Annotated in this window: 11 protein-coding genes and 1 tRNA gene; 6 read left to right on the top strand and 6 right to left on the bottom strand. The window is 38.5% G+C overall.

What is annotated here, in order from left to right; all coding sequences use genetic code 11:
• Nucleotides 1-3: 3 nt before the first annotated feature.
• Nucleotides 4-2,619 (bottom strand): DNA mismatch repair protein MutS, encoded by a 2,616-nt coding sequence (mutS, locus tag CVD27_RS10845; RefSeq protein ID WP_180960225.1) that lies wholly within the window; start codon nucleotides 2,617-2,619, stop codon nucleotides 4-6.
• Nucleotides 2,620-2,831: 212 nt separating this feature from the next.
• Between mutS and CVD27_RS10840 the strand changes: the two genes are divergently transcribed.
• Both CVD27_RS10840 and CVD27_RS10835 read left to right on the top strand, forming a co-directional pair.
• Nucleotides 2,832-3,572, top strand: a complete 741-nt coding sequence (locus CVD27_RS10840; protein ID WP_101647928.1) for a YwaF family protein — start codon at nucleotides 2,832-2,834, stop codon at nucleotides 3,570-3,572.
• Between the two features lie 204 nt (nucleotides 3,573-3,776).
• Nucleotides 3,777-3,850: transfer RNA gene (locus CVD27_RS10835), tRNA-Arg, on the top strand.
• 168 nt (nucleotides 3,851-4,018) lie between these two features.
• Here CVD27_RS10835 and CVD27_RS10830 read toward each other — a convergent pair.
• From CVD27_RS10830 to CVD27_RS10810, 5 genes are all read right to left on the bottom strand, one after another.
• Nucleotides 4,019-4,282: a metal-sensitive transcriptional regulator gene (locus CVD27_RS10830; RefSeq protein WP_101647927.1), complete on the bottom strand. Its 264-nt coding sequence runs from the start codon at nucleotides 4,280-4,282 to the stop codon at nucleotides 4,019-4,021.
• A 13-nt stretch (nucleotides 4,283-4,295) separates the two neighbouring features.
• Entirely contained in the window at nucleotides 4,296-4,676 is a 381-nt protein-coding gene (locus tag CVD27_RS10825; RefSeq protein WP_101647926.1) for a hypothetical protein, read from the bottom strand.
• Nucleotides 4,677-4,872: 196 nt separating this feature from the next.
• On the bottom strand, nucleotides 4,873-6,816 hold the full coding sequence (locus CVD27_RS10820) for a CoA-disulfide reductase (RefSeq protein ID WP_101647925.1): 1,944 nt from the start codon (nucleotides 6,814-6,816) through the stop codon (nucleotides 4,873-4,875).
• Between the two features lie 424 nt (nucleotides 6,817-7,240).
• Complete coding sequence (locus CVD27_RS10815; RefSeq protein WP_026574136.1) at nucleotides 7,241-7,441, bottom strand: cold-shock protein; 201 nt, start codon at nucleotides 7,439-7,441, stop codon at nucleotides 7,241-7,243.
• A gap of 181 nt (nucleotides 7,442-7,622) precedes the next feature.
• The gene (locus tag CVD27_RS10810) at nucleotides 7,623-8,747 is read right to left on the bottom strand and encodes an ROK family transcriptional regulator (protein ID WP_101647924.1); all 1,125 of its coding nucleotides are present in this window, start codon (nucleotides 8,745-8,747) and stop codon (nucleotides 7,623-7,625) included.
• Between the two features lie 217 nt (nucleotides 8,748-8,964).
• On the opposite strand from CVD27_RS10810, the gene CVD27_RS10805 reads away from it, so the two are divergent.
• From CVD27_RS10805 to CVD27_RS10790, 4 genes are all read left to right on the top strand, one after another.
• Nucleotides 8,965-9,741, top strand: a complete 777-nt coding sequence (locus CVD27_RS10805) for an SDR family oxidoreductase (RefSeq protein WP_101647923.1) — start codon at nucleotides 8,965-8,967, stop codon at nucleotides 9,739-9,741.
• 31 nt (nucleotides 9,742-9,772) lie between these two features.
• Entirely contained in the window at nucleotides 9,773-11,302 is a 1,530-nt protein-coding gene (locus tag CVD27_RS10800; protein WP_101647922.1) for an FGGY-family carbohydrate kinase, read from the top strand.
• 47 nt (nucleotides 11,303-11,349) lie between these two features.
• Complete coding sequence (locus CVD27_RS10795; RefSeq protein ID WP_101647921.1) at nucleotides 11,350-12,711, top strand: MFS transporter; 1,362 nt, start codon at nucleotides 11,350-11,352, stop codon at nucleotides 12,709-12,711.
• A gap of 213 nt (nucleotides 12,712-12,924) precedes the next feature.
• Nucleotides 12,925-14,358 (top strand): serine hydrolase, encoded by a 1,434-nt coding sequence (locus CVD27_RS10790; RefSeq protein WP_101647920.1) that lies wholly within the window; start codon nucleotides 12,925-12,927, stop codon nucleotides 14,356-14,358.
• The last annotated feature ends 59 nt before the right edge of the window (nucleotides 14,359-14,417 follow it).

Raw genomic sequence — 14,417 nt, 5'->3', positions numbered from 1 at the left:
TCCTTACTTTAGCTTTTTTTGGAGCTCATATAGCAGGTTAATCGCTTGAAGAGGTGTAACATCTAATAAATCTAACTCTTTTATTTTGTCTATGACGCGCTTTTCTTTTGAAGTCGGCTCCACTTTTTTCGGTGCCGCAGGCTCATCAAAGAACGATAACTGTGCTGGCTGTTCAGCTGGTGTTTCAATCTTATTCTCAGGAACCTGTTGCTCGTCTACTTTTTTTACTGGAGCCATTTGAGCATCCGTCTGCTCTAGCTCAGCTAAAATCTCACTCGCCCGTCTGATTAATTCTGCCGGAAGTTCGGCAAGTTGTGCCACATGAATTCCGTAACTTTTATCGGCCGGACCTTCTTTAATTTTATGAAGAAAGACTACCTTGCCGTTATGTTCAATTGCACTCACGTGGATATTTTTCAACTTCGTAAGTTCTTCTTCTAAAACGGTCAATTCATGGTAATGGGTAGAGAATAAAGTTTTCGCCCCAATTCGCTCATGGATGTACTCAATAATAGCCTGCGCAAGCGCCATACCATCATAAGTTGAAGTTCCACGCCCAATTTCATCGAATAAAATTAAACTATTTTGAGTGGCGTTCGCAATCGCATTTTTCGCCTCAAGCATTTCGACCATAAAGGTACTCTGACCGGAAATCAAATCATCCGCGGCTCCGATTCTAGTAAATACCTGATCAAAAATCGGTAAAACCGCTTCTGTTGCCGGAACATAGCATCCGATTTGCGCTAGAATGGAAATCAAGGCGATTTGACGCATGTACGTACTTTTACCAGACATGTTAGGACCGGTGATTAACAGCACTTCACGGTCGCTGTCCATCCAGCAGTCGTTTGGTACATATTCCTGTGTGTTTAATACTTTTTCTACAACTGGATGACGTCCATCCTTTACCACTACTCGGCGCTCGTTAGAAAATTGCGGTTTTACATAGCGGCGTTCTTCACTGACTTGAGCAAAACATTGTAAAACGTCTAACTCACTGACTGCTTTAGCCAGAGCTTGAAGGCGTGGAATTTGTTCCTTCACCATTTCCCGAATTTCGGTGAATAAGTTATACTCCAGTTCACCGCATTTTTCTTCTGCCTGTAAAATCAGGGCCTCTTTTTCTTTTAATTCCGGCGTGATAAAGCGTTCGGCATTGGTTAAGGTCTGCTTTCGCTCATATTGCCCTTCAGTTAAAAGATGAAGGTTGGCCCGTGTGACTTCGATATAGTACCCAAAAACACGATTATAACCGACCTTTAAGGACTTAATCCCTGTTTTTTCCCGTTCTTCCCGCTCTAATTGAGCAATCCAGCTTTTCCCATTCCGGCTTGCATCACGGTACTGATCCAGCTGGTCATGATATCCGTCTCGAATGATATTCCCTTCTTTTAAGGAAAGCGGAGGATTATCTACAATCGCCTGTTCAAGAAGGTCCGTGACCTCTTCACAGGGATCGAGCTTATCAGCAATTTCATTCATTTGCTCATTTTGCATTCCATGAAGGATCTTTTTTAAAAATGGCACTTGCATTAACGAGCGCTTTAACTGGACTAGATCGCGTGCATTGACATTACCAAAGGCTACACGTCCTGCTAATCTTTCTAAATCGTACACTTCTTTTAAATTTTCACGAAGCTCTTGGCGCTCAAAATAATGCTGAATTAACACATCTACTTGATTATGACGTTCTTCAATTTCTTTTTGCTGAATTAACGGTCTGTCAATCCAGTGCTTTAGCATCCGCCCGCCCATGGCTGTTTTGGTTTCATCCAGCAGCCATAGTAAAGAGCCTCTTTTTCCTTTTGAACGAATCGTCTCAGTAAGTTCCAGATTTCGTTTGGAATAGTAATCAATTTTCATATATTGCTGAATTTGATAAGTGGTTACTGGCTGAAGATGGTCTAAACTTCTTTTCTGTGAACGGAATAAATAATGAAACAGCCTTGCTGCCGTTTGCTTTAATTTCTCTTGGTTAAGTCCTTCGAGCAGATGGGCAAAGTTCAATTCTATTGAACTATTTTCCTCAAAAGAGATGGCCAGCACATCACGTTCTCGCATCTTCTTTTGCAGATCCCCGTCGAAATTACTAGGAACGACCACTTCTTTGGCACTTAAGACTGCCAATTCGTTCAGCACTTCATCAAATTTGGTGAGCAATGTGACTCGGCTTTCCCCTGTTGAAATATCATTATAGGCAAATCCAAAGGTTTGGTCATCAAAATTGGTGATGGATGCAAGATAGTTGTTTTCTTTATCGGTTAACCCTTTTCCATCCATGACGGTCCCAGGCGTAATAAGTTGGACGACCTCCCGCTTTACCATGCCTTTTGTTTGTCTTGGGTCTTCCATTTGTTCACAAATGGCTACTTTATAGCCTTTGGAAATTAGTTGTTCAATATAGTTGGGGGCGGAATGGTAAGGTACTCCGCACATCGGGATTCGGTCTTCGGACCCGCCCTCTCGGCTTGTCAGGGTGATTTCTAGTTCTTGTGATGCTTTGATGGCATCATCAAAAAACATTTCATAAAAGTCGCCTAAGCGAAAAAATAAAAAGGCATCTTGATAATCTGCCTTAATGGTTAAATATTGTTGTATCATCGGCGTATAACCAGCCATAATGACCTCCAGGGTATTAATCAATTTTTATTGTAAGGAATTTTCATCCCATACATTTCGATTTTCTTCGACAAACTATTATATCATATCCCACCGAGGCCGGCACCCGTTGAATATTTGCCAAATTAATAGGTAAATTTATTTTCCAGACTTCTACCTTTCGACTTTTTCTGAATTAAAATCATGGTAATGTTCAAAATGGGGGTGTTGATTTGGAATGGTTTGGACGAAGCAGCAAAAATTATGATTTTGAAATGTTTTCAATTAGTCACTTTTTCATTATTGCGCTTTTATTGATAGTGGCCACATGCATTTATCTATTTAAAGAACACTTAAAATCCCCTAAAGCAAGAGCCTGGGAGATTGGCGCAGCCATTTCATTAATATTAATAGAAGCAGCCTATCATTACTGGATGTTCATAAATGGCAGTTGGGATATCAGTCATGCGATTCCGCTTGAACTGTGCAGTATTAGTCTTATTTTAAATATCATCTTATTACTGACTCGAAAAAAGATCATTTACGAGATTCTGTTATTTACCGCCCTATTAGGAGCGTCACAGGCTGTCTTTACGCCATTATTAAATTATGATTTTCCGCATTTCCGCTTTTTCCACTTCTTTTATACGCACTTAATGACCATTTGGGTGCCGCTCTATTTTACATGGGTGAAGGGCTACCGTCCTACCCTATGGTCAGTCTTGAAGTTATTTATCTTTTTAAATGTAATGTTGCCGTTCATTATGCTCATTAATAACCTTGTAGGCGGGAATTATATGTTCTTGAGCCATAAACCAAACAGTGCCAGCCTTTTAGATGTTCTAGGCCCCTATCCTTGGTATATATTATCATTGGAAGGATTATTGATATTATTAAGCCTGATTGTCTGGACATTATTTGGGGAAAAGACTGCTAGAAAAACCGAGGTGGAGAGAAACTTACCTATGTCATAACATCAAGTTTTTATTGACCTTTTACAATTAACTCATTATAATTAATATCGTTCCTTATTTTTTGTCTCAATAGCTCAGCACGTTCGAATCCTCTTCAGTGATTCTGCTACAGCGTACTGATTGAGCTGCTTCTTGAATAATCTTTCTGAGATCAGGACGGGATATATTAAATATGTGTTGGAATAAAGTTATTTAGTTTTATTTGTCCCAATAGCTCAGCAGGATAGAGCAACAGTTTCCTAAACTGTAGGTCGGAGGTTCGAATCCTCTTTGGGACGTACTAAAAACCCTTGCCACTGCAAGGGTTTTTCTGTTTTATATGCTTACTCACACTTATACCATGGGATTTCATTCCATCAAGTACTTTCGCATTAAAATCCTCTAAATAATTTCTTATAAAATGTCCATCCATCCTTTAAAAGCTGTAGCTTTCAAATCATGCTAGATTATCTGCTTTTCACAAGCAAATTAACAGCTTCTTTTACCATTTCTTCCATGCTTCTTTCCCCTTGGTCATTTGCTTTTTGCACACATTCCACTAAATTAGAACTTACAATAACACCAATTGTTCGATCAATTGCAGTTCTTGATGCAGACAACTGAGTAATTACCTCTTTGCAATCCTTGTTTTCTTCCATCATTCTTAAAATACCTCTTAACTGTCCTTCAATACGTTTTACTCTATTTTTAATTTGATCATTGTAATCCATGTTTTTATCTCCTTTAACAACAATTATTTTTTATTTTTAAAGAATTTTCCTTTAAGGAAATTTTGCTATTGTCGGAAATGAAATATCCGACGACCCGAAAACCCTTTTGTCTAAAAAAACGAATTCCTACATTTTTTTCAAGTGAACTAGATGCGACTATATATAAATCACCATCAGGAATTTCTTTTATATTTCTGTTTAAATAGGAAATTGGAATATTAATTGAACCTTTGATTGGATCCTTGTAAGATTCATTATAGTCTCTAATATCTATTATTATTATTTTATCTACTTCAAGATCCTTCAACTTGATAAAATGAACACCAAGAACCGGAAAATATCTTTTATATAATATAATTGATACAATTATTGTTATCAAGATTAGAAATTTCATTTAATACTCCTTCAATGGAACAAATTTCATTGATAAGTTTTATGTTATACCCCTAAGGGTATATTGTCAATAGATTTTTTTAAAATTTTTCAGTCTGCAAAAATAGACCGCAATGAACATGGCGGTCAAAGAATTTAAAAGCAATAGTTTTATTTTAAGAAACCTTACTTTCAACATATGTTTCAAATGCTTCTCTTTAATTCTTTTCTATCCAGAATTTAATCATACTTTTTTCTATTTCCGTTTTTAGGATGGTATGATCAGCATTTCTTGACCATGCCGGCAGATCGTTTAAGGCGCCCTTATCTGTTACATGCAGCTCTAATACTTGTCCGCTTTCCAAGGAATCAAGACCTTTTTTTAATCTGATAATTGGCAGTGGACAGGTCAATCCACTTACATCTACAACCGAATCAACTTTTACTTCATTTGTATTGTTTACAACTGTCTCTCCAAGGTCGTTTGTAGAAGTTTCAACCTTTTTGTTTATGTTGCTTCCAAATACAGAGGAATACGTTTTCCAACCACCATCGACATTTTTTACACGATAGCCGTTATTTTTTAGAATCCTGCTTGCTACATATCCTCTTAATCCCACCTGGCAGCTGATATAAATGGTCTGATCCTTTGGAAGCTCTTCTACTCTGTTTCTTAAGTCATTTAAAGGAATATTGATGGACCCTTCGACAAATCCAAATTCACGCTCCATTGGCTCACGAACGTCAATTAAAAGTCCTCCATCTGCAACGATTTTGTCAATTTCATACCACTGTACCATTTCCAATTCGCCTTCGATGATATTAGAAGCCACATAACCAGCCATATTTACGGGATCTTTTGCTGATGAATACGGTGGTGCATATGACAATTCCAGGTTGGTCAAATCTTCTACCGTCAATCCACCTTTAATGGCAGTTGCTATCACGTCGATTCGTTTATCCACTCCATCTGCCCCAACTGCTTGGGCACCGAGGATTTTTCCTGTTTCTTTATCAAAAATTAATTTTAAGGCTATCGGAGCTCCTCCTGGATAGTATCCCGCGTGTGAACTTGGGTGAATATGAACAACTTCATATGATACTCCTAAACGCTTTAGTGTTTTCTCATTATTTCCTGTAGCTGCAACAGTCAAATCAAACACCTTGGCAATGGAAGTGCCCAATGTCCCTTGATATTTCTCCCTTTTGCCCATGATATTGTTTGCCGCAATCCGACCTTGGCGGTTTGCCGGACCAGCAAGGGGAATCATGACCTTTGTCTCGTTAATATAATCTACAACTTCTACAGCATCGCCAACAGCATAAATATTCTCATTAGAAGTTTGAAGGTATTCGTTGACCATGATTCCGCCCCGTTCACCTAATTCTAGTCCAGCAGTTTCGGCCAATTCATTTTCAGGTCTGACTCCGATTGAAAGTATCGTCATATCTGTTTGAATTTCTGTACCATCAGAAAGGATAATCTTCTTTCCTTGGTCATCAAATGATTGTACCCCATTTTCCAAGATTAACTTTACTCCTTTGTCTTTTAAATGAGAGTGTAAAATACTCGCCATTTCAAAATCGATTGGCGCCATAATTTGATTGGCCATTTCAATAAGGGTCACTTCAACCCCTCTTTCTACCAAGTTTTCAGCCATTTCAATCCCTATAAAGCCTCCGCCAATAACAACGGCTTTTTTTGGATATTGGGAATCAACATAATTTTTGATTTTATCTGTATCCGGTATATTTCTTAAAGTAAATAATGTCTGATTTTCATTTAATCCCGTAATAGGTGGAACAATTGGCCTTGCCCCAGGTGATAATACTAACTTGTCATATGATTCAACGTACACTTCCCCAGTTTGCAAATTCTTGATGGTCACTTTATTGTTTTCAGGATCAATGTTCAATACTTCACTTCTATTACGAATATCAAGATTAAAACGTTCTGACATTCCTTTTACGGTTTGTACTAATAATTTGCTTCTATCTTTAATCGTTTCACCTATATAGTAAGGCAGTCCGCAATTGGCAAATGAAATATGTTCCCCTCGTTCTACAAGAATTATTTCTACTTCTTCACTTAATCTTCTTAATCTGGCAGCTGCAGTAGCTCCGCCAGCCACTCCGCCTACGATGATTACTTTCTGTGTCATGTTTTTTCCCTCCAAGTAATTTTTATAAATCTTATCAATTATGAAAAAAAATTAATGATTATCAGATATACCCTAATGGGTTTAATACCTATATGGGTATTATAGAACGTAATAAAAAAATGTGAAGTTTCTACATGTCATTTTCACATTTTCTCCACATTTAATTTTCACTGATTATTCACATTTAAATTTCCAGATCAACTAGTCCTCTATTGTTTTTATATATTATAATCAAGGCTAATAATTATCAGCTGCACTCATTTAGTTCACTAAATATTAGGTTTTTATAAAAATGTATGCTACAATGGGTCTACCATTTGAATTACTGTTTCATGTGCCCTACTTATTCGTGAGTAGGGTTTTTTGTTTTATTCAAAATAAAAAACAGACTCTAATGGAGAGTCTGTTTGGCTTTATCTAATTATTAAGCTTTGCGAACGTTTGCTGCTTGAGCTCCACGTTGACCTTGCTCAACATCGAAAGTCACTGCTTGACCTTCTTCTAAAGTTTTGAAACCTTCACCTTGGATAGCTGAGAAATGAACGAATACGTCTTCTCCACCTTCACGCTCGATGAATCCGAAACCTTTTTCTGAGTTAAACCATTTTACTTTACCGTTTTCCATTTATATTGCCTCCTGTTGTGTGCTCTGCACACATTATGTTACTATCCTTGCACTCAGTGATCATCAAGACGAAAAGTTAATCTTATACTATCCTTTACACCGAACAAAAATAATTCTAGTATAGAATAACATTTTTCAAAAATATTTGCAAGGTTTCCAAATTGTGTATCAAAATATATTTTTATATCCCATTCAAAAATGATTGAATAAATGGTATAGCAGCACCTATAGGTACCCCATTTGCTGGTGAACGGCTTATATGAATAAAGGATTCATTACTTGGAAATGCAGATTTATCATTAATTTTATCATGAAGAAATTCAATATCCTCATCCATTAAGTAGGGAGATATATGTCCGCCTAGAATAAATTCTCTGTTAAGGACAAGATGGATATTGTTGATTGAAAATGCTAATTGATCTAAAAAGCAATTCCACCTTTCAACATAAGCAGGGTTTTTAGAACGTACCATTTGGAAGAAAACATCTAATGCTTCACCTTCTTCTAGCAGCGCATTAACAGAGCTGTACGTTTCCATGCATCCTCTCTTTCCGCAGTAACAAGAAGGACCATCAGGATTAATCGTCATATGTTCTACCGTTCCACTATGTCCTTCTTTTCCCATATAAATTTGGTCATTTATGATAATTGCTCCTCCAAGGTGAGGACCTATCGATAGATAGACAGCATCTCCAATATCATTTCTTACCCACAGTTCTGTTGTTGCCGCACACTTGGCATCATGTAAAAACACGCAGGGATAAGGAAGATACTGTGAAAAAACCTCAATATCTAATCCTGTCGAGATTAATATTTTTCCGTAAGTAATCTTCTTTCCATCATTAGACGTTAATCCTTGAACAGCAAAACCAATCCCAAGGACCTGCTCCTCTGTCACATCGAGAGAGGAGATAAAAGACTTTACAGCTTGACTCAACTCTTTGTAGTAGCGATCTTCATTGAAATAATCCATCGTTAGTCTCTCTTGCTGAAAAGCATGACCACGCAAATCAAGAGCCAATATCTGTACGGTCCTCTTCTGAATCTCTACCCCTATGCTAATCCTAGCCTGGGGGCAAATGGCATATGCAGCTGCACGCCTTCCAACAGAGGATTCAAACTGCCCGCTCTTTTCAATCAATTTTTCTTTTTCCAAGCGAACGAGATTCTGGGTAACTGTCGGTAAACTCAAATGAAGTTGATTGGCAATTTCTTGTTTCGAAAGCTTTTCATTTTGATAAATGAGACGGTAGATCGAGGAGTAATTGCCTTTTTTTATATCTTTAAAAGTGATGCTATTGTCCATGGAAAAAATACCCCATTTTATAAACTAATTTTATAAAAATATTTACTTTAACTTTTTAAATATATCACAAGAGCGGATACAATCCCAGCTTTGGCAAAAAGTATCTGCCAATTTTAAATTTTATACATATTGACTCTCATGGAAAAAAGCTTTATTATGTAAATGTATTTTATAAAACTATTTTACAAAATAAATTAACGAAAAGGGATGGGTAAATATGGGGATTATTGAAAAAATGAGACTGGACGGAAAGAAAATTTTTGTAACCGGCGGTGCAAGGGGTATTGGTAAAAGTGTTGCAACCGCTTTTGCTGAAGCAGGAGCAGATATAGCTATCGTCGACTTAGACATCGAGGAAGCCACAAAGACAGCTAAGGAACTTGAAGAAAATAATGGGATCAAGTCAATTGCCATTAAAGCAGATGTCACCAACCCAGCAGACGTAGATGCCATGATCGAAACAATATTAGAAGCATTTGGCCGTTTAGATGTAGCCTTTTGTAATGCAGGAATCTGCATGAACGTACCAGCAGAGGAAATGACCTTTGAACAGTGGAAAAAAGTCATTGATATTAATCTTACGGGTGTTTTCTTAACGGCCCAAGCAGCTGGAAAAGTCATGTTAAAACAAGGCGGCGGTTCCATTATTAATACCGCATCGATGTCTGGACATATTGTTAATTTGCCACAGCCACAGTGTTCTTACAACGCCTCTAAAGCAGGAGTCATCCAGTTGACCAAATCGCTTGCAGTGGAGTGGGCAACAAGAAATGTGCGCGTAAATTGTATTAGTCCAGGATATATTGGAACAGAACTTACTTTAAATTCTCCAAGCTTGCAGCCATTGATCGAACAATGGAATGAAATGGCACCGCTTCACCGAATGGGAAGACCAGAAGAACTTCAGTCCATTTGTGTTTATCTTGCAGGAGACACAAGCAGCTTTACTACAGGATCTGACTTTGTCATTGATGGAGCTTTCACTTGCATTTAATAGACTAATAGATTCTTTAGGAGGACTATCCATGAATTACTTACTCGGTACAGATATCGGAACATCCGGTACGAAAACCATCCTAATGGATACAGAAGGCAATCTGATTGCTCAAGATTTACAGGAATACGATGTATTAACCCCAAAGCCTCTATGGGCAGAACAATGGCCAGATGTTTGGCTTGAGGCAACCAAAACATCGATAAAAAACACCGTACATAAGTCTGGAATAGCTGCGGAGAACATACGTGGTATCGCCATTAGCGGACTTTATGGTGGTTCTGGAATTCCATTGGACGAAAAAATGGAACCTGTCAGGCCGTGTATGATTTGGATGGACCGCAGAGCAGAAGCGGAAACAAAGTGGGTCTTAGAGCATATTGGAGAAGAAAAACTTCTCGAAATTACCCATAATGGCGCTGACCCCTATTACGGTTATACAAAAATGTTATGGATGAAAAATCATGAACCGGATAACTGGAAGAAAACCAAGCTCTTCCTCCCGCCAAACGATTATGTCATTTATAGACTGACCGGAGAAATTGCGATTGATTATTCCTCTGCAGGAAACATCGGCGGAATTTTTGATATGAATAACCGGACCTGGTCAAAAGAAATGATGGATGAGATGGGAATTCCTCTTTCGATGATGCCAGAAAAAATCGTGGAATCAACCGATATTGTCGGTGGATTGACAAAAGAAGCAGCAGCTGAGTTAGGACTTTCTGAAGGAATGCCAGTGATCGCCAGTGGGATTGACTGCGGTGCAGCTAATATCGGTCTCGGTGTATTTGAATCGGGGATTTACGCAGCGGCCATTGGTACTTCGATGTGTGCAGCCTTAATTTCCGATCAACCAGTGAAAGGAAAGGATCTGATTGTTTGGCCGTATTTATATGATGCGAAAAGACTTTCCTATTATTTTGCTGGCGGGGCCACAGCTGGAGCGATTGTGAAATGGTTCCGTCAAACGATGTGTCAATATGAATTGGAAGTAGAAAAGGCTGGCGGAAAAAATGCCTATAATGTGTTAAATGAACAGGCTGCGAACATTCCAGTTGGAAGCGAAGGCTTGATTGTCCTTCCTTACTTTATGGGAGAAAGAAGCCCTATCTGGGATTCTGATGCCAAAGGAACCATCGTTGGACTTTCATTAGCCCATACAAAAGCGCATATTTATCGTGCCTTTCTAGAAGCGGTCTCCTTTAGCTTACGAGATGCAATGGAAGCGACCGGGGAAAATCTCGGTGAATATATCTTGCTGGCCGGCGGGGTCACTAAATCAACATTATGGAGACAAATCTTTGCCGATGTGACAGGCTATCCAGTAGTTTGTCCCCTTCATGATGTAGAAGCGAATATGGGAGACGTCATGCTGGCTGGAATTGGTACAGGTCTTCTCTCCTATGAAGAGGTGAAGAAATGGCAGGTTCTCGATCAGAAGTTGATGCCAAATCAAGAGAATCATAGTAAATATAATGACTATTATCAAGTTTATAAGTCTATTTATAAAAATTTAAAGTCTGATATGAAAACGTTGACAAGACTTTCTACAACATGAGTTGAGCATGTGCTTTACCAATTTTAAAAAAAGGATATGTGATAGAAATGAATAAATGGAAAAAACGAATTGGATACGGGGCGGGCGACTTCGCCTGCAACCTCGTATTTAGTACAATGGCGTCTTACCTGTTGTTTTTTTATACGGATGTTTTTGGAATAACCGCAACCGTTGCTGGGACTTTAATGCTAGTAACAAAAATCATTGATGCATTTGCCGATACCGGAATGGGATTATTAGTTGACCGGACTCGTACGAGATGGGGACAAGGAAGACCCTACTTCATAATCGGAGCGATTCCGTTTGCTGTTTTTACCATCATGACCTTCATTGTTCCTGACTTCAGTCTATCAGGAAAAATTCTCTGGGCGTATATCACTTATTGCTTGTTAAACATTGCTTATACGGTGGTTAATATCCCATTAAATACGATTGTACCGAGGTTAACTTCCGATAACCACGAGCGAAACTGGTTAGTGTCGACTAGGATGATTTGCGCGTTAATTGGAACCGCTTTAGTTATGTCGATTACGACACCGATGGTTAATTTCTTCGGCCAAGGTGATAACCAAAAAGGTTATTTCATTACGATGACCGTTTATGGTATCGCCGCGGTGTTCGTATTTGTGTTTACCTTTATGAATACAAAAGAGGTGGTTCCGCCAACCGTTCAACCTGGGAAATCCTCTTTTAAACAGGATTTTAAAGGATTGACTGGCCCTGCTGTTATTTTCTTTATCTTGAACTTTCTCTATTTTGGTCTTTTTGTCATTAGAAATACAACTGTGATCTACTATTTTACGTATAATCTAGGCCGTACGGATTGGCTTACGTTCGTAGGACTATTCGGTATTCTCTCTGGTCTGCCAATGCTGCTGCTTTTACCTTGGCTTCAAAAGAAAATGCCAAAGAAAAACGTATTACTGTTAAGTACGGTCATTTATATTCTTGGAGATTTAGTGATTTATTTCGGAAAGTCCTCCCCTGTCTTACTGATTGCCGGTTTGGCGATTACCGGGCTTGGGATTTATGGCATTTTCGGGACCACCTTTGCCATTCAGCCAGATGTTATTGATTATTCAGAGTACAAAAACCATCGAAGTATTGCGGGGATGATAGCTGCTTTCCAAGGATTTTTTGTAAAAGTCAGCTTGGGACTTGGAAGTGCTCTTGTAGGACTTATCCTGAAAATGGGCGGTTATGTTCCAAATGCCAAACAATCTGCAACCGCTTTAAACTATATTGAAGTAAGCTTTATCTGGGTGCCAATGGCCATTTGTGTACTGATTGGAATCACGATGATCTTCTATAAACTCGATGATAAACGGGCGGCGATGGATGTAGAACTCGAGCGACGACGTTCATTGGTAAATAATAATGGTATTAACCAAAATGTTGTCAATCTTTAATAAAGCGTATTTGATTAATATTCAAGAGAAATAAAAACCAGTCAAAGCTGGTTTTTATTTTTTTGTGTATTTATTTGAATTAAGTATACAATCTTCAATTTATCAACCAATTCAAAAAATTTATAAGATAGAATGCAGTTTACTATATTTTTTTTAATAAAACAGCAGTATGATAATATAGTAATATTTTACTAGAAAGGATGGAAAAAGAATTTGTTCAAAAAAGTAGCAGTGCTGGCTTTATCAGGGATATTATTGCTGTCATACGGAAAAACAGCTATACACGCATCTGCCGACACCATTTTGGGTCCTGAGGTAACCAAATATATATCTTCTAGAGGTAACACGGTTTCCGTTGGTGTTTACGATGGGAATACAGGTAAAACCTATACATACAATCCTTCTAAAACCTACTATACTCAAAGTGTTGTTAAAATGTCGATGTTAGCAGATGTCCTCTATCAAAAGATACCAATAACTTCGTATGAAAATACATTGCTAACAAGAATGATTGAAAACAGCAATAATAGTGCCGCCAGTACGATTTGGCGGCAGCTGGGAAGTGATAAAAAAGTACAAACGTTTTTTCAAAAAGTGGGTATGAATCATACGATTGCTGGTACAGGAGGCTGGTGGGGGCATACCACAACAACGGTTGGGGATCAACTGACCTTGGCGAAGTATTTTGCCTACCAAAATACATTATTAACGAATGGACAGAGAGCGTATGGTCTAAATCTAATGCGACACGTAGAGACGGATCAACGCTGGGGTACAGGTTACGGAATTCCCTCAGGAGTTAGCGTTGCCTTAAAAAATGGCTGGGTTACATCTAACCCTCCTAGTAAACTATTTGTCAATAGTGTTGGTTACATCTCTGGACAAGGAAAAAGTTATGTTATCGCTGTGTTAACAACAAATAATAAATCTCTAGCCTACGGTATTGACACGATCAATAAAATATCAAGCTTAGTTTGGAAGGAAGTCCCAAGTACATTTCCGACGATTGGGTATGTAGATGCACCTGGGAATTCCGCTACTATTCAGGGACAAAGTGTTGTTAAAGGCTGGTTCTTAGATAAAAGTGGAGTTGCGAAAATCGATGTTTTGGTAGATGGCACAGTGGCTGGTCAAGCCGTCCTTGGAGATGCGAGAGCAGATGTTCAAAAAGCTTATCCTCAGTACAACAATGGAAAAGCTGGCTTTCATTTCCCACTTAATACAACCAAATATAGTGAGGGAAAACATACGATCACGATTCGAGAAACTGGAAAGAATGGACATGTCACTACCCTGTCTGGAAAAAACATAACCATCGACAATGTCAAGGGGTATGTGGATAATCCGAAATCAGGTACCACCCTTATGGGTACTAAAAATGTGTCGGGATGGTGTTTGGATGTGAACGGTGTATCCAAAATTGATGTATTGATTGATGGCGCAGTGTCTGGTCAGGCGGTCTATGGGGATGCGAGAGCGGATGTCTTAAAAGCATTTCCTCAGTACAACAATGGGAAAGCGGGGTTTCATTTTCCCCTCGACACCACTAACTATAGTAATGGAAAACATACGATTACCATTAGAGAAACAGGTAAAAACGGTCATGTCAACACCTTGTCTAGCATTACGGTAACGTTTAAACACTAGTGCTGGAAATAATTCACAAAAGGAACCTCAAACCATTTTTGATTTGAGGTCCTTTTTCT

This window comes from Neobacillus cucumis (genome assembly GCF_002860255.1).
GTDB classification, from domain to species: Bacteria; Bacillota; Bacilli; order Bacillales; family Cytobacillaceae; genus Neobacillus; species Neobacillus cucumis_A.
This window is presented reverse-complemented; position numbering and strand designations above follow the sequence as displayed.